We start from the raw sequence: 18,158 nt of genomic DNA, 5'->3' as shown, positions 1-18,158 counted from the left end.
GGAGACGGGCAGCACGGGCCGCCCGCTCACGCCTATATGGTGCGCCGACCCCGCGAGCGCGAGGCCGGACAGTATGAGTGCGGGATCAGAGCCCGCTGGCGCCGAGGCACCAGGCCAGGATACCCTTCTGCGCGTGCAGGCGGTTCTCGGCCTCGTCGAACACCACGGAGCGCGGGCCGTCCATCACCTCGGCCGTCACCTCCTCGCCGCGGTGGGCCGGGAGGCAGTGCATGAAGATCGCGCCCGGATTGGCCGCCGCCATCAGCTTGTCGTTGACCTGATAGGGGCTGAGCAGGTTGTGGCGGTGCGCCTCGTCGTCGTCGCCCATCGAGACCCAGCAATCGGTGACGACGGCATCGACGCCGTCCACCGCCGCGAAGGCGTCGGTGGTGACGTGGACGTCGGCACCCTCCTGCTGCGCCCAGGCGAGGAGCGCCGGCGGCGGCGCGAGCTCCGGCGGGCTCGCGATGTTCAGGGTGAAGTCGAACCGGGCGGCGGCGTGGACCCAGCTCGCCAGCACGTTGTTCGCGTCGCCCGACCACGCGACCTTGCGGCCGCGGATCGGCCCGCGATGCTCCTCGAAGGTCAGCACGTCGGCCATGATCTGGCACGGGTGCGAGACCTTGGTCAGGGCGTTGATCACCGGGACGGTGGCGTACTCGGCCAGCTCCAGCATCTGACCATGGTCGAGGATGCGGATCATGATCGCGTCGACGAAGCGCGAGAGCACCTGCGCGGTGTCGCCGATGGTCTCGCCGCGGCCGAGCTGCATCTCGGAGCCGGTGAGCATCAGGGTCTCGCCGCCGAGTTCGCGCATCGCCACGTCGAAGGAGACGCGGGTGCGGGTCGAGGGCCGGTCGAACACCATAGCGAGGGTCTTGCCGGTGAGCGGGCGCTCGGCCGCCAGCTCGCCCTTGCGGCGGCGCGCCTTGATGGCGGCGCTGGCATCGAGGACCCGGCGCAGCTCCGCACCGGAGAAATCCTTGAGGTCGAGGAAATGACGAGGGCCGGCACCGTTCAGGTGCCTGGCCGGGGCCTGTGCCCGGCCGTCAATCTGGGCTTTCATCGCGTCACAATCACTAGAGTCTGCTCACCGATCACCTGATCATGAACCGCACTCTACCTCCTGGCAGGGGCATCTCCGTCACGCGCGGCGGGATCGACCGCGCCCGGAAATGCTTCGGGCCGCCCTCCGGGGTCCGGGGGGCGGTGTTCTCAATCGCGCGGATCGATCCTACTCGGCCGCGCCGCGCACGGCCTCGAAGCCGGACGCCGCCGCGTCCAGGCGGCGGACCGCCTCGTCGATCTCGACCTCGCCGATGGTCAGCGGCGGCAGCAGGCGGACGATGTTGTCGCCCGCCGGGATCACCAGCAGGTGCGCGTCCCGCGCGGCGGCGGCGAAGTCGGTGTTCGGCACGCCGAGCTTGAGGCCGAGCATCAGCCCCTCGCCGCGGATCTCCTGGATGACGTGCGGGTGGCGGTCGCGCAGGGCCGCGAGCTTCTGCTTGAGCAGCAGGCCGGAGCGGGCGACGCGCGCGAGGAAGCCCTCCTCCAGCACGACGTCCAGCACGGCGTTGCCCACCGCCATGGCGAGCGGGTTGCCGCCGAAGGTGGTGCCGTGCGTGCCGGCGGTCATGCCGCGGGCGGCTTCGCGGGTCGCGAGGCAGGCGCCCAGCGGGAAGCCGCCGCCGATGCCCTTGGCGACGCTCATGATGTCCGGGGTGATGCCGGACCACTCGTGCGCGAACAGCCGGCCGGTGCGGCCGACGCCGGTCTGGACCTCGTCCATGATCAGCAGGAGGCCGTTGGCGTCGCAGATCTCGCGCAGCCGGCGCAGGTCCGCGTGGGGGATCTCCCGCACGCCGCCCTCGCCCTGGATCGGCTCGATCATCAGCGCCGCCGTCTCCGGCCCGATCACCGCCTCGAGCGCCGCCCAGTCGCCGGCCGGGACCTGGTCGAAGCCCTCGACCTTCGGACCGAAGCCCTCAATGTACTTCTGCTGGCCGCCGGCCGCGAGCGTCGCCAGCGTCCGCCCGTGGAAGGCGCCCGCGAAGGTGACGATCCGGTAGCGCTCCGGCTGCCCGCCGGCCGCGTGGTACTTACGGGCGATCTTGATCGCCGCCTCGTTCGCCTCGGCGCCCGAGTTGCAGAAGAACACCACGTCCGCGAAGGTCGCGTCGACGAGGCGCTGCCCGAGGCGCTCGCCGCCCGGGATCTGGAACAGGTTCGAGGTGTGCCAGATCTTGCCCGCCTGCTCGGTCAGCGCGCCGACGAGGTGCGGGTGCGCGTGGCCGAGGCCGTTCACCGCGATGCCGGCGCCGAAGTCGAGATATCGCTCCCCACCCTCCGTCACGAGCCAGGCGCCCTCGCCGCGCTCGAAAGCGAGCGGCGCGCGGACGTAGGTCGGCAGAAGGGCTGACGTCACGGGTCCCATCTCCGTTTCACGCAGGATCCCGGAGCGAGCGTTGAGCCGGCTCCAAATGAAAGTGCCGCCTCAGTCCTGGGCGGCACGCGCGCGATTACTATGAAAGAGCCGGCGCCTGTCAACGTTTCAGTGCCCGGCGGGCCCGACGGGCAGCCCTGCGCGCGGCACCGATAGAGCCGATCCTGACGGCGAATCTGCGGCGGTCTAGTCCCGGATCACCGGAGAATCGCGGGGCCGCGATCCCGGCCTTCGCGGCGGCGGCCCTTGCGCCGCGGGGGGCGGCCGTGCTCCTGCTCCCGCGGATTCGCAGGAACCTGGGAGAACCCGATGAGCTCGATCAAGGAACGCCTGGCGGCGCTGGGCCTGACGCTGCCGAAGGCGGCGGCGCCGGTCGCCAACTACGTGCCGTTCGTGCGCGCCGGCAACCTCGTGGTGATCTCCGGCCAGGTCTGCTTCGGCGCGGACGGCGCCATCGCCGCCGAGCACAAGGGCAAGGTCGGCGGCAACGTCTCGGCCGAGGCCGGCAAGGCGGCCGCGCGCCTCTGCGCCCTCAACGTGCTCGCCCAGCTCGAGGCCGCGGTGGGCGACCTCGACCGCGCGGTGGTCCAGTGCGTGCGGCTCGGCGGCTTCATCAACGCGGCGCCGGGCTTCTCGGCCGTGGCCGGGGTGATGAACGGCGCCTCCGACCTGATGGTCGAGCTCCTCGCCGACCGCGGGCGCCACGCGCGCTCCACCGTCGGCGTGGCCGAGCTGCCCCTCGACGCCGCCGTCGAGGTCGAGGCGATGTTCGAGGTCCGCTGACGGTGGCCGCCCCCGACTGGCTCACCGCGCGGCCGATCGCCCATCGCGGCCTGCACGACCGCGCGGCGGGCCGGCCGGAGAACACGCTGGCGGCGGCCCGGGCGGCCGTCGCGGGCGGCTTCGCCATCGAGTGCGACGTCCAGCTCAGCGCCGACGGCGAGGCGATGGTCTTCCACGACGCCGCGCTCGGGCGCCTGACCGGGGCGAGCGCGGCTCTGGCCGACCGGTCGGCCGCCGAACTCGGGACGCTCGCCGTCGCCGGGTCCGCGGAGACGATCCCGACGCTGCCGGCCTTCCTGGCGGCGGTGGCCGGGGCGGTGCCGGTGGTGATCGAGGTGAAGTCCCGCTACGACGGCGACCTGCGGCTCGCGACCCGCGCCGCCGAAGTGGCCGCCGCCTATGACGGGCCGGTGGCGCTGAAATCCTTCGACCCGCAGGTGGTCGCGGCCCTGCGCGACCTCTGCCCCGCCGCGATCCCGCGGGGCATCGTGGCGGAGACGACGCAGGACGACCCGGTCTACGCGGCGCTGACCCCCTCGCTCCGCCGGTCCCTCTCCGACCTGCTGCACCTCGCCGACACGCGGCCCGACTTCCTGTCCTGGCGGGTGGACGACCTGCCCTGCGCGCCGACCTACCTCTGCCGGCTGCTCGGTCAGATCCCCGTCATGACCTGGACGGTCCGGAATGCGGAGCAGCGCGCCCGCGCGGCCGCGCACGCGGATCAGATGGTGTTCGAGGGCTTCGTCCCGTAAATTTTCCTACGCCCTGTCCGATTCTGTCCGACCAAGATCGCCATGACCGCTTCGAGTGACGCGCGCGCCCGCTTCGCGCGGCTCTGCGGGGGCCTCGCCCTCGCCGCGACCCTGCTCTCCCCGGCGCCCGCTTCGGCGGCCGACCCGTGCGCGGGCACGACCCAGGCTGATCTCAACGCCTGCGCGGCTGCCGATTACCGGGCTGCCGACACGGCGCTGAACGCCGTCTACGGGCAGCTGATGAAGAAGATCGGCCCGAAGACGAAGGACGCCCTGCGGGGCGCCCAGAAGGCCTGGCTGTCGTACCGGGACGCGACCTGCTTCCTCGAGACCATGGGCCTCGACGGGGGCTCGGCCTACGCGATGGAGTACAACGGCTGCCTGAAGGGGCTGACCGACGCGCGGATCAAGGTCCTGAAGGGATACCTCGACTGCAAGGCGGACGACGTGTCGTGCGTCGGCCGCCTCGGCGAGTGAGCGCGGGCCGCGACGGCGCCGTCCGGTTCGGAGCGCGCGCGCGTCGCCGCGCGCCGTCCTGGAGGCCGCGCGAAAGCGCGGGGCGGGTGACGTCGGCAGCCGTCTGACAACGCTGCCATGGTCGCCGCGCGCATCCGCCCGCTTGCCCCCGGCCGGTCAGGGGCTAGAGTCCGGCCCATGAAGCAAGCACCCGGGCCGACGCCGGAGACCGCCGCACTGACCGTGCGGGCGCTTCCCGGATTGAAGGAGATCGGCGCGGCGGAATGGGATGCCTGCGCCTTCTCGCCCGAGACCCTGGCGGCGGGCGACGAGACCCACAACCCCTTCCTGTCGCACGCTTTCCTGTCGGCGCTGGAGGATTCGGGCTGCGTCTCGCGCAGGACCGGCTGGCTGCCGCTCCACGTCTCGGTCGAGCGCGACGGCGTCCGCCTCGGCGTCGCGCCCTGCTACCTGAAATCGCACAGCCAGGGCGAGTACGTCTTCGACCACGGCTGGGCCGACGCCTACGAGCGGGCCGGCGGCGCCTACTACCCCAAGCTCCAGGTCAGCGTGCCGTTCACGCCGGTGACCGGGCCGCGCTTCCTGATCGCCCCGGGGGCCGATCCCGACGAGGCCACGGCCGGCCTCGTCGCGGGCCTGCGGGCCCTGCGGGGCGAGACCAAGGCCTCCTCGATCCACGTCACCTTCATGCGCGAGCCGGAGTGGGAGCGGGCCGGCGCGGCCGGCTTCCTGCAGCGCACCGACCAGCAGTTCCACTGGCAGAACGACGGCTACGCGACCTTCGACGACTTCCTGTCCGCCCTCGCCTCGCGCAAGCGCAAGACCATCCGCAAGGAGCGCCGCGACGCCCTGGCGCCGGGCATCACCGTGGAGCACCTGACCGGCGCGGCCATCACCGAGGCCCACTGGGACGCGTTCTACGCCTTCTACATGGACACGGGCTCGCGGAAGTGGGGGCGGCCCTACCTCAACCGCCGGTTCTTCTCGCTCCTGTCCGAGCGCATGGCCGACCGGGTGCTCCTCGTGATGGCGAAGCGCGGGGACGCCTACATCGCGGGGGCGATCAACCTCATCGGCGACACCGCACTCTACGGGCGCAACTGGGGCTGCATCGAGGACCACCCCTTCCTGCATTTCGAGATCTGCTACTATCAGGCGATCGACTTCGCGATCGCCCGGGGCCTGAAGCGGGTCGAGGCGGGTGCCCAGGGCGAGCACAAGCTCGCCCGCGGCTACCGGCCGGTCCTGATGCACTCGGCCCACGACATCGCCGACCCGGCGCTGCGCCGCGCGGTGGCCGATTACTTGCAGCGGGAGCGCGCCCACGTCGCCGAGGCGGTCGACGTCCTCGACACGCTGACGCCGTTCCGGCGCGCGGACGCGGGCGACGCCTGCGCGACGCCCCCCGACGCCTCGTCCCCCAACACCTCCCCCCCCGAGAGTTCCGAGTCATGAGCCCGATCGACCGCATCAAGACCTACGCCGACGAGCTGACGGCCCTGCGCCGCGACCTGCACGCCCATCCGGAGCTCGGCTTCGAGGAGGTGCGCACCGCCGGCATCGTGGCCGACCTCCTCGAGACGTTCGGCTGCGAGGTGCATCGCGGCGTCGGCGGCACCGGGGTGGTGGGCCTGCTCAAGGGCCGCACCGACAACGGCAAGCGCATCGGCCTGCGCGCCGACATGGACGCCCTGCCCATCGAGGAGGAGACCAACCTCCCCTACCGCTCGACCTACGCGGGCAAGATGCACGCCTGCGGCCATGACGGGCACACGACCATGCTGGTCGGCGCGGCGCGCTACCTCGCCGAGACCCGCGATTTCGACGGCACCGCGGTGTTCGTGTTCCAGCCGGCCGAGGAGGGCCGTGGCGGCGCCCGGGCCATGCTGAAGGACGGCCTGTTCGAGCGCTTCCCCTGCGACGAGATCTACGGCCTGCACAACCAGCCCGGCGGCGGCCACGGCATGATCAAGCTCCGGCCGGGGCCGATCATGGCGGCGGCGGACTTCTTCGACATCCACATCCGCGGCAAGGGCATCCACGCCGCCCAGCCGCACCGGGGCGTCGACCCGATCATCATCGCCACCGGCCTCGCCCAGGCGCTCCAGTCGATCGTGTCGCGCAACGCCGACCCGCTGAAGTCCATCGTCCTGTCGATCACCCGAATCGAGGCGGGCTCCGCCTACAACGTGATCCCCGAGACGGCCCATCTCGCCGGCACGATCCGCACGTTCGACAAGGAGATCCGGGCGCTCGCCGGAACCCGCATGCGCGAGCTGGCGGCCGGCTTCGGCGCCGCCTACGGCGCCGAGGTCACGGTCGACCTGCAGGACGTGTTCTCCGTCCTGGAGAACGCCCCCGCGCAGGCGGCCGCCGCCACGGAGGTCGCCACCGAGCTCCTGGGCGCCGACAAGGTCGAGTCGAACGTCGTGCCCAAGATGGGCAGCGAGGACTTCGCCGACATGACCATGGCGGTCCCCGGCGCCTATGTCTGGCTCGGCGCCAATCCGGGGCCCGGCCTGCACAATGCCGGCTACAACTTCGACGACTCGATCATCCCGATCGGCAGCGCCTTCCTGGCGCGGATGGTCGAGCGCCGCACCGCGGCCTGACGCCGGGCGCCGTCCCCGCCCTCCGGGACTTTCCGGATGGCGGGCGATGTCGCCGCGCGAGCCCGTCCGGCCGTCGACAGCGCGGCCGGCCGGTGCGAATCCTGACGGAACTCGCCCGCGAGCCAACGCGGGCCGCGAAGGGAGGGCGCCATGTCACCGGAGATGCGGGAATCGCGCGCGGCGCTCATCCTGCTCGCCGCCTCGGTGGGGGCGGTCCTGATTTTCGGCGCCTTCACGCTGCTCACGCAGCTCGGCTGAGGCGCGACCGCGATTGCAACCTGAGCGGGTCGATCCCGGCCCCGATCGGCGCGGCCCGGCGGCCCGACGATCGGGATTCCGCCGTCCGCGCAGGGGAATGCCGTTGATGCTTCACGGGCTATCGAGTTGAGTTAACTGCTCATTAATTCCATCAGCGGTTGTATGTCTCCGACGAAGGCGGGCACGGTGCGCGCTGAAACCGGAGTTCGCCCATGATGGCCGACGCAATCCAGGGCCCCCGCCCTCGGCCGGTCGACCTCTCGGCCGCCCTCGACGCCTCCGGGATCATCGGCGCGTGGTCGTGGTCGCCGCGCGCCGAGCGGTGCGTCCTCGATGCCGGCGCCGCCGAGGTGCTGGCCGGGGATGCCGGGCTCGCCGGGCGCCCCCTCCCGCTCTCGGTCGCCAAGGCCTGCGTCCATCCCGAGGATCGGCCGGCCGTGGTGCGGCAGTTCAAGGCTCTGCGCGAGCGCGGCGGCCTGTTCGTGGCCGAGTACCGGACGCTGTCGCCCTCGGGGCAGGTCCGCCGGATCCTCGATCGCGGCCGGATCCCGCCGGGCGCCTCGAACCGGCGCCTCGGGCACGGTGTCATCATCGACGTGACCGACGAGCCGTCGGCGACGTGCGCGATGCCCGAGCCCGCGGACGCGCTCACCCAGGCGGTCGACCGCGCTCTCGAATGCCGCGACGCCCTGGAGGGGGTGGCGGATTCCGAGCTTCAACTCCTGATCGACATGCTGCTGCTGCACCTCGGACGGCGCATCGCCAAGGCCTCCACGACCGGTGCGCGCCGCGGCGGCCACTGAGCGGGGCTGCCGCGTCCTGTCGGGGCTCTGCCGGGCCGTCCGGCCCGGCTCACTGCACCAGCACGGCCTGGTTGCAGAGGGTTCCGTCGACCTCAAGGTCGGCGTAGCCCAGACGCAGGCCGAGGCTGCGCAGGACGGTGTCGAGCACGAGGTCGACACCCGGCGTCACGGTGCCCAGGGCGGTCGTCAGGGTCGACTGGATCAGCGGCGGCACGCCGACGTCGCCGACGCTCAGCACGAGATTGCGCAGCAGGCTGCCGGTGAGCGACTGGGTCAGGTTGCCCGAGGCGACCGTGCGCACCGTGTGGTTGGCGATGTCCGCGTCCGAGAACACGAGGGTCTGCGACCCGGTGCCGAGCGTCGCCAGGGCGCGCCCGGAGACGGTGATCCCGAGCACCGTGACCAGGGGCGCGGGCTGCGACAGGTCGGGGCTCGCGCTGCCCCCGTTGATCGCGGTGCGCGGCACCTGCGCGATCGCCAGCGTCGCCAGTCCCGTCTGCGCGTCGAGGGTGACCTTGCGTCCGCCGGACCCGGCGCAGCTGAGCGACCGCAGGGTCGCCTGCGCCGGTGCCACCTCCGCGTAGACCGGCAGGGTGATGGTTCCGAGCCCGAGCGCCGTGACGGTGGTCTCGATCAGCAGCCGGGTCTGCGCCGTCTGCACGGTGGCGTTCCGGCTGCCCGGCCGGACCCAGCCGGAGCTGCGCTTGCGCTCTCCGATCGCCAGGGTCAGGCGGGTCGAGAGCAGGCCGGGCACCGTGGCTCCGAGATCGATCGCCACCTGATTCTGGCCGTTCGCCAGGGAGGCGGCCGCGCCCAGCAGGTTCAGCACGTTGAGCGAGGGGCCGGCGAAGCCCCGCGGCGGCGCCAGCGCGGCGGCGTCGCCGAGCCCGTCCACCTGGCCGATCGCGACGAGGTTTCCGGCATTCGGCAGGGCGTTGAGGATCCCCGACAGGGCCGACACCGCGCTGCCGTTGTCCGCCGCGGCGACCCGGAGCGCCATCAGCATCTGACCGACGCTGGCATTCGCCTGAACGATGTCGGTGTAGTTCGCGGCCTGCATGTTGAGGCTCGCCCCGAGGGCGTCGAGGACGCGCAGCCCGTCGACGCGGGCGCTGGCCAGGGCATCGTAGTCGCTGACGCTGAGCGACAGCTTGGCGCCGAGCAGCGCGCCGAGCAGGGCGTTGGCGATGCCGCCGTCGAGCTTCAGCGTGCCGGACCCGATCGTGAAGGCGGCGAATTGCGCGCTCGCGGCGGTGCCGGTCACCCGCAGCGGCACCGCGGCGGGCAGGCCGATCGCCCGGCCGAAGGTCACCGGGACCGAGGTCGCGAGTCCGACCCGCACCGCGTTCGCCGGGCTGCCGCCGGCGCTGAACCGGCCGCCCGGGGCGACGCCCTTGGTGCTCGCGTCGTAGCTGCCGGGCGCGACCGTGGCGGTCGCCGCGCCGTAGCCGTTGTCGCCGAGGGAGCGGCGGGCGACCGTGTCGGCCTGGCTCGGATCGACGGCCGCCAGCATGGCGGCGATGTCCACCGCCCCCTGCGCCTTGCGCCGCGCCTGGAAGACCAGGCCGAGATCGATCCCGACCGCGCCCGCCCCCATCAGCATCGCGCTGCCGAGCGCCACCAGGATCGCGACGTTGCCGCCGCGCGCGGCCCCGAAGCGGCGCAGGCGCCCGCCCCGGCCGATCACAGGCCGCCCTTCCGGACGCTGACGGTGCTGCGCAGCACGGTCGGGAGCATCGGCAGCAGGCGCGCGAAGGCGTTGATGCCGAGCGTGTTGGCGTCGAGGGTGACGGTGACCGTGTACACCGTCGCGTCGCTGGGATCCGGCCCGACCTGCACGACGATGCTGCCCGGCCGGAACATCGCGCCGGCGCTCAGGCTCCGGTTCACCATGGACTGGGCGAGATTCGCGCGCTCGGCATCCGTGACGCCGGCCACGGAGGCGCGGGCCGCCTCGGCGGCGATCTGGCGGAGGTTGTGGGCGGCGCCGAGGCAGATCCCGAACACCGCGATCCCGGCGAAGAGCAGGAACAGCACGGGCGCCACGAGGGCGAACTCCACCGCGGAACTGCCGCGCCGGCAGGTCCACCCGTTCGGCGCGCTCCGCCGGCGCAAGCGCCGCATGCCCATCGCATCGCCCTCCGCGACTCGCGCAGCACGACCACTGCACGATCCATCGTGGCGGCGATGTTCTAACTAATGGTTGTTTTAATGCTCAATTTTACAACCAAAGCGAGTGGTTCGCGTCCCGGGTGTGCCTCCCGGGCTCGACCGGCTCGTCGCGCCGAGCCGCATCGCGGTCTCAGATCGCCCGCGGAGGCCGCAGCAGGCCGATCCCCGCCGGATCGAAGGACGCGCTCTTGACGATGGCGTGGACCTCGCGCCCCGGGGCGAGGCCGAGTTCGCGGACGGCCGCGCCGGTCACGCGCGCCACAAGACGGGCGCCGTTGCAGTCGATCTCCACCGCCGTCTCGGCGCCCGCGGCCGTCAGGCCGCAGATCCGGCCGGCCAGCACGTTGCGGGCGCTGAGGCCGCGGGGAGGCTCGGTGGCGACGAGCACGTCGCGGGCGGGGATGCGCACCCGCAGCCGCGTCCCGGCCGGGCGCGACAGGCCCGGCACCAGCAGGCTCCCGGCGGCGCCCGTCAGGCGCGTGAGCCCGGTGGCGGCGTCGAGGGCCTCGACGACCATGTCGAGGAGCGCGCCGGCCTCGGCCTCGTGGATCGGCACGAGATCGGCGCGGCGCAGGATCGTCTCCGCGGGGCCGGCGGCGGCCACCCGCCCGGCCTCCAGCACGATCACCGTGTTGGCGAGCCGGGCCACCTCGGAGACGGCGTGGCTGACGTAGAGGATCGGCACGCCGGCCTCGTCGCGCAGGCGCTCGATGTAGGGAAGGATCTCGGCCTTGCGGGCCTCGTCCAGGGCCGCGAGGGGCTCGTCCATCAGCAGCAGGCGCGGCCTCGCCAGCAGCGCTCGGCCGATCGCCACCCGCTGGCGCTCGCCGCCCGAGAGACCGGCCGGCCGCCGGTCGAGGAGATGGTCGATGCCGAGCATGTCGGTCACGGCCGCGAAGGCCGCCGGGTCGGCGCGGCGCCGCGCGAAGACCCGGCCGTAGCCGAGATTGGTCCGGACGCTGAGATGCGGGAACAGCCGCGCGTCCTGGAACACCACGCCGACGTGGCGCCGGTGCGACGGCAGCACCAGGCCGGACGCGGTGTCGACCCACGGGGTGCCGCCGACGACGATCCGGCCCCGGTCCGGCCGCGCGAGGCCGGCGATCAGGTCGATCAGCGTGGTCTTCCCCGAGCCCGAGCGCCCGAACAGGGCGGTCAGCCCCGGCCCGGCCTCGAAGGCGGCAGCGAGCGCGAAGGCGCCGCGCCGGAGCTGAACGTCGACCTGGATGCTCACGCGGACAGACTCGCGTAACAGGAGCCCCGGCGCGTCCCGGCGCCGGCCCGGACTTGCCCGCGATGATCACGGTCCACCACCTCGAGAACAGCCGCTCGCAGCGCGTGCTCTGGCTGCTGGAGGAACTGGAGCTGCCCTACCGCGTGATCTGCCACGCCCGCGATCCGCGGACCCTGCGCGCGCCCCCTGAACTCCTGGCCGTCCACCCGCTGGGCAAGGCGCCGGTGATCACCGACGGCGGGACGGTGGTCGCCGAGACCGGCGCGATCGTCGCTTACCTGACGGATCTGGCCGGCGCGCGGCTGGTGCCCGGGCCCGGGACGGAGGAGCGGCGGCGCTACATCTACTGGTCGCACTACGCCGAGGGCTCGGCGATGCCGCCGCTGCTGCTGAAGCTGGTCTTCGGGCGGCTGGCGCCGGGCAGTCCCTGGCCGCTGCGGCCCCTCGTCCGGCGGATCGCCGACACGGTGCTGCGGGGCTTCGTCGATCCGGACCTGCGCCGGCACGCGGCCTTCTGGGAGACGGAACTCGCCGGCCGCCCGTATTTCTGCGGCGCCGATTTCACCGCGGCCGACATCCTGATGAGCTTCCCGCTGGAGGCCTTCGCGGCGCGCGGCACGGGCGCGGGCCCGCGCGTCGCGGACTGGCTCGCGCGCATCCACGCCCGTCCGGCCTACCAGAGGGCCCTGCAGCAGGGCGGGCCCTACGCGTATGCCTGAGCGGGCGTCCCGCCCCGGATCGGTCGCCATTCAGCCCGCCCCCAGGCGCCGACCGGCCCGCCGCGCCAGGAATTCCGACACCAGCAGGGCCGCGACCGACAGCGCGATCGAGATCAGGGTGAGTCGCAGGGCCGGCCCCTCCCCGCCCGGAACCTGCGTCAGCGTGTAGATCGCCGACGGCAGCGTCTGGGTCTCGCCCGGGATGTTCGAGACGAACGTGATGGTCGCGCCGAACTCCCCCATCGCCTTGGCGAAGGCCAGCACGGCGCCCGCGAGGCACCCGGGCAGGCTGAGCGGCAGCGTGATCGTCAGGAACACCGCGAAGGGGTTCGCGCCCAGCGTCCCGGCCGCCTGCTCCAGGCGCCGGTCCACGGCCTCGATCGACAGCCGCATCGCCCGCACCATGAGCGGGAAGCCCATCACCGCGCAGGCCAGCGCCGCCCCGGTCCAGCGGAAGGAGAAGACCACGCCGATCTCGGCGAGGGGCGCGCCGAGCGGGCCGCGCCGGCCGAAGGCCAGCAGCAGCAGGTAGCCGGTCACGACCGGGGGCAGGATCAGCGGCAGGTGGACCAGCCCGTCCAGCAGGGCGCGACCGGGAAACCGGCGCCGCGCCAGCAGCCACGCCACGGCGAGCCCGGGCACGAGGCTCGCGAGCGTCGCCACCGTCGCCACCCGCAGGCTCAGGCCGACGGCGGTCCACTCGTCCGGCGTGAGCCCGAGCAAGGGGGCGGCGCGCCGCTACTGGCTGGCGCCGGGCTGCGCGACCACCGTGAAGCCCTGGCGCTCGAAGGAGCCCCGGGCCTCCGGGCCGCGCAGGTAGCCGAGCAGCGTCCCGGCATCCGGGTTGCGCGACTCCCGGGTCACCGCCGCCGGATAGACGATCGGCGGGTGGCTGTCGGCCGGGAAGGTCGCCACAACGTGGACGCTCGGGTCCGCGGCCGCGTCGGTGGCGTAGACGATGCCGAGCGGCGCCTCGCCCCGGGCGACCAGCAGGAGGGCGGCGCGCACGTTCTCGGCCTGGGCGACCTGCCCCTTCACGGCGTCCCAGGCGCCGAGCTTCTCCAGGGCGGCCTTGCCGTACTTGCCGGCGGGAACGGCGTCGATCGTCGCCATCGCCAGCCGGCCGCCGCCGAGGATCCGCGTCAGCGTGGTGCCGAGGTTCGGCGCCAGGGCCACCTGCGGATCCGCCGCGCTGTCCTTCGGCCCCGGGGCGATCAGCACCAGGGCGTTGCGCAAGAGGTCGATCCGCGAGCCGGCCTTCAGCAGCCCGGCCCGGTCGACGTAATCCATCCACGCGAGGTCGGCCGAGATGAACAGGTCTGCCGGCGCCCCCGCCTCGATCTGCTTCGCGAGGGCGTTCGAGCCGGCGTAGGAGATCCGCGCGGTCTTGCCGGTCGCCTTCGTCCAGGCTGCCGCGGCGTCGTCGAGGGCGTTCTTGAGGCTCGCGGCCGCGAACACGACGACCGGCTCGTCCGCCCGCGCGGCTCTGTCGGTCGGCGCGAGGACCAGCGCCGCGAGCGCGCAGGCGACCAGGATCCGTCGAGTCAGGGGCATCACGCAGATCTCTCCGGTCGCGACCCGCTATATACGGCGGGGAACGACGGGGATCATAGGCGCGCGCGGGCGGTCGGCCAAGGCCCGGCCGACCCGGGTGACCGCGCGTCAGCCGAGCTTGGCCTCCGGCCGGTCCTTGGGCTCGGCCTCGGCCCGGTGGAGGCGGCTCAGCAGGACGAGGAGATGGCCCGGGAGCGGCCCGTCCGGTGCGGGACCGCCGAAGATCCGCTCGCGTGGTCGGGCAGGCACGGCCGCACCGTTGACGACCACGGGCCCGCGGGGGCCGGAAAGCCGGGACTTGGTCACGCTGTACGCACCCTGCTCAATCGTGATTCACGTAAAAAGCCGGCAAAAACGCCGCGCAAGTCGGCCAGTTCCGCAGCTGCCGTACATCATTTGGTTAACGCGCGAACAACCTGCCTCATTCCTGGGCGCCCGCTCGCGCGAATCGGTGTCGCGCCGTCACCAGGTCCGGATGTCGTGCCGCTCGGTCGGGCGCGCCTCCGGCATGCCGTTCATGCCGTTCGCGACCAGCAAGGCCCAGAGCGTGGCGGCGCCCGCGGTCACGGCCGCGAAGGCGACGCTGATGAGGAGAGGCGCGGTCATGGCAGCACGATCGTCTGTCAAAACAGGCGCGCCGCTCCGGGAAGTGCGGCGCGCCCGAGTTGAGGGTCCGGCCTTGGGTAAGCCGAGATTGTTTAAGCACACGCGATGGCTGTGGACACTGGTTTAAGTCGCGCAGAAGATAAGTATTGGCGCTTGTGACCGTCCGGCAACAACGGGCGGGGCCGCCGGTCCGCTCCGCCGCCCTGCCCCGCGGCCCCACCCTTGCCGGGCCCGGATTTTTTCGCGCCAGCCCCTGGGCTGCGGCGCGCCCCGGCGTTACAGCCGGGCACCATGCTCGAAGGCCTGCCGCCCCATCGCCCGTCCCACGTCCTGCGTCTGCTGACCGACGAACGCTCGGCCCGCGCGATGACCGACCTCCTCGGAGAGATGTTCGATCCCACGGAGACCGCGGTGGCGGCCTTCGAGGACGAGGACGGGCGCACGTGGCGGCTTGAGGCCTACTTCGCGGACGCCCCCGACGAGGATTACGTCCGCGAGTTGATCCGCCCAGTCATCGGCGACGCGGCCGACGCGGCGGAGTTCCGCACGATCGACCAGCAGGACTGGGTGCGCGCGTCGCTGGAGGGCCTGAAGCCGGTCCGGGCGGGCCGGTTCCTCGTCCACGGCTCGCACGACCGCGCCTCCGTCCGGGGCAACGATCTGGCCATCGAGATCGAGGCCGCCCTCGCCTTCGGGACCGGGCATCACGGAACGACGCTGGGCTGCCTCCGCGCCCTGGTCTCGGAACTCAAGCGCCGGCGCCCGGTCCACGTCCTCGATGTCGGCACGGGAACCGGGATCCTCGCCTTCGCGGCCGCCAAGGCCCTGCGGCAGCCCGTGGTGGCCGGCGACCTCGACGCGGAGGCCGTGCGCACGGCCCGCGAGAACGCCCGCGCCAACGGGCTCGGCCCCTACCTCAAGCTCTACGAGGGGCCCGGGGTCCGCCACCGCCTCGCCGACCGGCCGCGCCACTTCGATCTCGTCTTCGCCAACATCCTGGCCCGGCCACTCAGGCTCCTGGCGCCGACCCTGGCGCGGGTCGTCGCCACCGAGGGTGTGTTGGTCCTGTCCGGCCTGATCGAGCGCGACGTGCCGGGCGTGCTCTCCGCCTACCGTCTCCAGGGCTTCTCCCTCGTGCGGCGCGGCGTGATCGAGGGGTGGGTCGCCCTGGTCCTGACGCGCGGCGGTGCGGCGCAGCGTCCGCGGCGCTGACCCGCGCGGCATCGCCCCGAACTCCCCGCGCGCCGGCGTGTTGTCCGGCCATGAGCCAGACGTCGCTCCACGATCCGCCCGCGGACCCCATCGCCGAGGGCGCCCGCGCCCGGGCGCAGGGGCGGCCCAAGGATGCCTGCCCCTATCCGGCCGACTCGCCCGCGCGCCGGGCCTGGCTCGAGGGCTACGATGGGGCACCCGCGGACCGGGCGCCGGACCTGCCGATCACGAACGGCTGATCAGCGCGCGGTGCGCAGCCGGTCCGGCGCGCCCGCGGTCTCGGCCGGCGACCCCGGTGCGTCCGCCTGCGACACCGGCGCGCCGAGCGCCGCCATCAGCGTGCGCAGGCCGTCGATCCACTCTTCGAGTTCGGCGAGCGAATCGAAGCCGTCGCGGCGGACGACCGTGTCGGGCTCGATCGTCACGACGGCGTCGAAGCGGCCGTCGGGTCTGTCGCTGATCCGGTAGTAAACGCGGCGTGGCATGTCTGAGTAATAAGCGAGAATCCGCGGCGTGATAAGATTGCTAACGATCTTTAAGCACCGCAACCGACCTCCGACCAACCTCTTTCTCATGACAACAGGGTGTTGCGACGCGGGAGCGGCGGGCGCTAGGCTCGCCGCATGACCGAGACCCGTCCGTCCCGACAGCGTCAACGCTTCCAGAGCTTCGACGACCCGAGCCACCGGAAGGGTGCCGAGCGGATCGAGGCGCTGCGGGCCGCCTTGCGCGAGACCGGGCTCGACGGCTTCGTCGTGCCGCGGGCCGACGAGCACCAGTCGGAATACGTTCCCGCCGACGCCGAGCGGCTGGCCTGGCTCACGGGCTTTACCGGCTCGGCCGGCACGGCCGTGATCCTGATGGAGTCCGCGGCGCTGGTCGTCGACGGGCGCTACACCCTGCAGGCGCCCGAGCAGGTCGATACCGGCCTCGTCACGGTGGTGCCGCTCGCCGAATCGACGCCGGAGGCCTGGGTCGGGGCCAACCTGCGGCGGGATCAGGTGCTCGGCTACGATCCCTGGCTGCACACCCCGGACGGTCTGGCGCGCCTCGAGCGGGCCGTGACCCGCGCCGGCGGGACCGTGCGGGCGGTGCCGAACCTCGTCGACGCGGTCTGGGCCGGTCGGCCGCGGTCGCCGGCCGGTCCGGTGGTGGTCCATCCCGACGCGCTGTGCGGCGAGGGGGCCGCCGACAAGCTCGGCCGAATCCGGGCGGCGCTCGCCGAGGGCGGCTGCGATGCCCTGGTGATCTCCGACCCGCACAACCTGGCCTGGGCCTTCAACCTGCGCGGGTCCGACGTCGCCCACACGCCCCTGGCGCTGGGTTACGCCATCCTGCCGCGCGAGGGACGGGCCCGGCTGTACCTCGTCTCTCCGAACATCGATCCGGCCCTGCGGGCGGAGCTCGCGCCGATCGCCGAGATCCTGCCGCGAGCGGACCTGGACGACGGGCTGGCATCCCTGGCGGGCGTGCGCGTCCGCCTCGACGCCGCGACCGGCGCCGTCGCCCTGAAGGAGAAGATCGAGGCCGCCGGCGGCACGGCCGATGTCGGCAAGGACCCGATAACCGGCATGAAGGCGGTCAAGAACGCCGCCGAGATCGCGGGCGCCCGCGCCGCCCATGTCCGGGACGGGGCGAGCGTCGCGCGCTTCCTCGCCTGGCTCGACGGTGCGGCCGTGGCCGGCGGCCTCACCGAGATCGCCGCCGTCGAGGCCCTAGAAGATTTCCGGGCCGCCGGCGGCGACCTGCGCGAGGTCTCGTTCCCCACGATCTCGGGTTCCGGACCGAACGGCGCGATCGTCCACTACCGGGTGAGCCGCGCCACGGACCGGGCGGTCCAGTCGGGCGAGCTGTTCCTGATCGATTCGGGAGCGCAGTACCCGGACGGCACTACCGACATCACCCGGACGGTCGCGGTCGGCGCGCCGAGCCCGGAGATGCGCGACCGGTTCACGCGGGTGCTGAAGGGGCACGTCGCCATCGCCCGGGCGGTGTTCCCGGTCGGCACGACCGGCGCCCAGATCGACGCCTTCGCGCGGGCACCGCTCTGGCAGGCGGGCCTCGACTTCGACCACGGCACCGGTCACGGCGTCGGCGCCTTCCTGTCGGTGCACGAGGGGCCGCAGCGGATCGCCAAGACCGGCACGGTGGCGCTCGAGCCCGGCATGATCCTGTCGAACGAGCCGGGCTACTACGCCCGCGGCGCCTACGGCATCCGGATCGAGAACCTCGTCCTGGTCGAGGCCCGCGCGATCGCGGGCGGGGAGCGCCCGATGCTCGGCTTCGAGACGCTGACGCTCGCTCCCTACGACCGCCGGCTGATCCGGCCGGACCTGCTCGAACCCGGGGAGCGGGCCTGGATCGACGCCTATCATGCGAGGGTCCGCGAGACCCTGGCGCCCGGGCTCGACACCGCGACGCGCGACTGGCTCGAGCGGGCGACGGCGCCGCTCGAGGAGTGAGCCGGCCGCAGGGGATCCCGAACGCGGTCCGTGGTAAGACCCGACGCCATGGTAAGACCGGACGCCATGGA

20 protein-coding genes are annotated in these 18,158 nt (G+C 73.0%); 10 read left to right on the top strand and 10 right to left on the bottom strand.

From position 1 onward, the window contains the following. Window positions 1-85: 85 nt before the first annotated feature. Together argF and ABIC30_RS22545 are read right to left on the bottom strand one after the other, a co-directional pair. Window positions 86-1,066 (bottom strand): ornithine carbamoyltransferase, encoded by a 981-nt coding sequence (gene argF, locus ABIC30_RS22550; RefSeq protein WP_091927079.1) that lies wholly within the window; start codon window positions 1,064-1,066, stop codon window positions 86-88. Window positions 1,067-1,234: 168 nt separating this feature from the next. Next, the gene (locus ABIC30_RS22545) at window positions 1,235-2,425 is read right to left on the bottom strand and encodes an aspartate aminotransferase family protein (protein WP_354456105.1); all 1,191 of its coding nucleotides are present in this window, start codon (window positions 2,423-2,425) and stop codon (window positions 1,235-1,237) included. 327 nt (window positions 2,426-2,752) lie between these two features. Between ABIC30_RS22545 and ABIC30_RS22540 the strand changes: the two genes are divergently transcribed. The 6 genes from ABIC30_RS22540 (at window position 2,753) to ABIC30_RS22515 (ending at window position 8,128) form a co-directional block, all read left to right on the top strand. After that, window positions 2,753-3,226: a RidA family protein gene (locus tag ABIC30_RS22540; RefSeq protein ID WP_020094162.1), complete on the top strand. Its 474-nt coding sequence runs from the start codon at window positions 2,753-2,755 to the stop codon at window positions 3,224-3,226. Between the two features lie 2 nt (window positions 3,227-3,228). Beyond that, window positions 3,229-3,978: a glycerophosphodiester phosphodiesterase family protein gene (locus tag ABIC30_RS22535; protein ID WP_354456104.1), complete on the top strand. Its 750-nt coding sequence runs from the start codon at window positions 3,229-3,231 to the stop codon at window positions 3,976-3,978. A 42-nt stretch (window positions 3,979-4,020) separates the two neighbouring features. Beyond that, window positions 4,021-4,455, top strand: a complete 435-nt coding sequence (locus tag ABIC30_RS22530) for a lysozyme inhibitor LprI family protein (RefSeq protein ID WP_020094160.1) — start codon at window positions 4,021-4,023, stop codon at window positions 4,453-4,455. A gap of 177 nt (window positions 4,456-4,632) precedes the next feature. Beyond that, the gene (locus ABIC30_RS22525) at window positions 4,633-5,910 is read left to right on the top strand and encodes a GNAT family N-acetyltransferase (RefSeq protein WP_020094159.1); all 1,278 of its coding nucleotides are present in this window, start codon (window positions 4,633-4,635) and stop codon (window positions 5,908-5,910) included. Beyond that, window positions 5,907-7,067 carry a M20 aminoacylase family protein gene (locus tag ABIC30_RS22520; protein ID WP_056534002.1) on the top strand — a complete coding sequence of 387 codons (1,161 nt, stop codon included), beginning with the start codon at window positions 5,907-5,909 and terminating at the stop codon, window positions 7,065-7,067. Before ABIC30_RS22525 ends, ABIC30_RS22520 begins: the two co-directional genes overlap by 4 nt. 470 nt (window positions 7,068-7,537) lie before the next feature. Next, window positions 7,538-8,128 carry a PAS domain-containing protein gene (locus ABIC30_RS22515; protein ID WP_331327329.1) on the top strand — a complete coding sequence of 197 codons (591 nt, stop codon included), beginning with the start codon at window positions 7,538-7,540 and terminating at the stop codon, window positions 8,126-8,128. Window positions 8,129-8,177: 49 nt separating this feature from the next. Here the strand turns inward: ABIC30_RS22515 and ABIC30_RS22510 are convergent, their stop codons facing one another. The 3 genes from ABIC30_RS22510 to modC all read right to left on the bottom strand — a co-directional run bounded on the left by ABIC30_RS22510 (window position 8,178) and on the right by modC (window position 11,534). Further along, entirely contained in the window at window positions 8,178-9,815 is a 1,638-nt protein-coding gene (locus tag ABIC30_RS22510; RefSeq protein WP_091927085.1) for a TadG family pilus assembly protein, read from the bottom strand. Then, window positions 9,812-10,252, bottom strand: a complete 441-nt coding sequence (locus ABIC30_RS22505; RefSeq protein ID WP_234082799.1) for a TadE family protein — start codon at window positions 10,250-10,252, stop codon at window positions 9,812-9,814. The genes ABIC30_RS22510 and ABIC30_RS22505 overlap by 4 nt, the downstream gene beginning before the upstream one ends. Window positions 10,253-10,430: 178 nt before the next feature. Further along, window positions 10,431-11,534: a molybdenum ABC transporter ATP-binding protein gene (gene modC / locus ABIC30_RS22500; protein ID WP_020094154.1), complete on the bottom strand. Its 1,104-nt coding sequence runs from the start codon at window positions 11,532-11,534 to the stop codon at window positions 10,431-10,433. Between the two features lie 62 nt (window positions 11,535-11,596). On the opposite strand from modC, the gene ABIC30_RS22495 reads away from it, so the two are divergent. Further along, complete coding sequence (locus tag ABIC30_RS22495) at window positions 11,597-12,253, top strand: glutathione S-transferase (protein WP_331327330.1); 657 nt, start codon at window positions 11,597-11,599, stop codon at window positions 12,251-12,253. A 30-nt stretch (window positions 12,254-12,283) separates the two neighbouring features. On the opposite strand, the gene modB is transcribed toward ABIC30_RS22495, so the two are convergent. From modB to ABIC30_RS22475, 4 genes are all read right to left on the bottom strand, one after another. After that, window positions 12,284-12,976 carry a molybdate ABC transporter permease subunit gene (gene modB, locus ABIC30_RS22490; protein ID WP_020094152.1) on the bottom strand — a complete coding sequence of 231 codons (693 nt, stop codon included), beginning with the start codon at window positions 12,974-12,976 and terminating at the stop codon, window positions 12,284-12,286. Between the two features lie 15 nt (window positions 12,977-12,991). Further along, on the bottom strand, window positions 12,992-13,807 hold the full coding sequence (gene modA, locus ABIC30_RS22485; protein ID WP_020094151.1) for a molybdate ABC transporter substrate-binding protein: 816 nt from the start codon (window positions 13,805-13,807) through the stop codon (window positions 12,992-12,994). 108 nt (window positions 13,808-13,915) lie between these two features. Then, on the bottom strand, window positions 13,916-14,056 hold the full coding sequence (locus ABIC30_RS22480; RefSeq protein WP_234082796.1) for a hypothetical protein: 141 nt from the start codon (window positions 14,054-14,056) through the stop codon (window positions 13,916-13,918). 213 nt (window positions 14,057-14,269) lie between these two features. Further along, window positions 14,270-14,413, bottom strand: a complete 144-nt coding sequence (locus ABIC30_RS22475) for a hypothetical protein (protein ID WP_020094149.1) — start codon at window positions 14,411-14,413, stop codon at window positions 14,270-14,272. A gap of 291 nt (window positions 14,414-14,704) precedes the next feature. Here ABIC30_RS22475 and ABIC30_RS22470 point away from each other — a divergent pair, with 291 nt between their 5' ends. Further along, the gene (locus tag ABIC30_RS22470; protein ID WP_020094148.1) at window positions 14,705-15,625 is read left to right on the top strand and encodes a 50S ribosomal protein L11 methyltransferase; all 921 of its coding nucleotides are present in this window, start codon (window positions 14,705-14,707) and stop codon (window positions 15,623-15,625) included. A gap of 50 nt (window positions 15,626-15,675) precedes the next feature. Continuing rightward, window positions 15,676-15,864 carry a ribosome modulation factor gene (gene rmf, locus ABIC30_RS22465; protein ID WP_020094147.1) on the top strand — a complete coding sequence of 63 codons (189 nt, stop codon included), beginning with the start codon at window positions 15,676-15,678 and terminating at the stop codon, window positions 15,862-15,864. Here the strand turns inward: rmf and ABIC30_RS22460 are convergent, their stop codons facing one another. After that, a complete protein-coding gene (locus ABIC30_RS22460) occupies window positions 15,865-16,110 on the bottom strand; it encodes a hypothetical protein (protein ID WP_020094146.1) in 246 nt (81 codons plus the stop codon). It lies immediately after the preceding gene. Window positions 16,111-16,248: 138 nt separating this feature from the next. On the opposite strand from ABIC30_RS22460, the gene ABIC30_RS22455 reads away from it, so the two are divergent. Continuing rightward, window positions 16,249-18,087, top strand: coding sequence for an aminopeptidase P family protein (locus ABIC30_RS22455; protein WP_020094145.1), 1,839 nt, complete (start codon window positions 16,249-16,251; stop codon window positions 18,085-18,087). The last annotated feature ends 71 nt before the right edge of the window (window positions 18,088-18,158 follow it).

Source organism: Methylobacterium sp. 1030 (assembly GCF_040544715.1).
In the GTDB taxonomy this organism is placed as follows: Bacteria; Pseudomonadota; Alphaproteobacteria; order Rhizobiales; family Beijerinckiaceae; genus Methylobacterium.
The sequence above is the reverse complement of the archived record's forward strand: the minus strand, read 5'-3'. Positions and strand labels throughout refer to the sequence as shown.

Bases quoted from the DNA above. Each gene is read 5' to 3' on its own strand.
- ABIC30_RS22515 (WP_331327329.1), top strand. From the start codon at position 7,538: ATGATGGCCGACGCAATCCAGGGCCCCCGCCCTCGGCCGGTCGACCTC.
- ABIC30_RS22520 (WP_056534002.1), top strand. From the start codon at position 5,907: ATGAGCCCGATCGACCGCATCAAGACCTACGCCGACGAGCTGACGGCC.
- modA (WP_020094151.1), bottom strand. From the start codon at position 13,807: ATGCCCCTGACTCGACGGATCCTGGTCGCCTGCGCGCTCGCGGCGCTG.
- ABIC30_RS22540 (WP_020094162.1), top strand. From the start codon at position 2,753: ATGAGCTCGATCAAGGAACGCCTGGCGGCGCTGGGCCTGACGCTGCCG.
- ABIC30_RS22475 (WP_020094149.1), bottom strand. From the start codon at position 14,413: ATGACCGCGCCTCTCCTCATCAGCGTCGCCTTCGCGGCCGTGACCGCG.
- ABIC30_RS22495 (WP_331327330.1), top strand. From the start codon at position 11,597: ATGATCACGGTCCACCACCTCGAGAACAGCCGCTCGCAGCGCGTGCTC.
- ABIC30_RS22505 (WP_234082799.1), bottom strand. From the start codon at position 10,252: ATGCGGCGCTTGCGCCGGCGGAGCGCGCCGAACGGGTGGACCTGCCGG.
- rmf (WP_020094147.1), top strand. From the start codon at position 15,676: ATGAGCCAGACGTCGCTCCACGATCCGCCCGCGGACCCCATCGCCGAG.
- ABIC30_RS22530 (WP_020094160.1), top strand. From the start codon at position 4,021: ATGACCGCTTCGAGTGACGCGCGCGCCCGCTTCGCGCGGCTCTGCGGG.
- ABIC30_RS22460 (WP_020094146.1), bottom strand. From the start codon at position 16,110: ATGCCACGCCGCGTTTACTACCGGATCAGCGACAGACCCGACGGCCGC.
- ABIC30_RS22470 (WP_020094148.1), top strand. From the start codon at position 14,705: ATGCTCGAAGGCCTGCCGCCCCATCGCCCGTCCCACGTCCTGCGTCTG.
- ABIC30_RS22455 (WP_020094145.1), top strand. From the start codon at position 16,249: ATGACCGAGACCCGTCCGTCCCGACAGCGTCAACGCTTCCAGAGCTTC.
- argF (WP_091927079.1), bottom strand. From the start codon at position 1,066: ATGAAAGCCCAGATTGACGGCCGGGCACAGGCCCCGGCCAGGCACCTG.
- ABIC30_RS22525 (WP_020094159.1), top strand. From the start codon at position 4,633: ATGAAGCAAGCACCCGGGCCGACGCCGGAGACCGCCGCACTGACCGTG.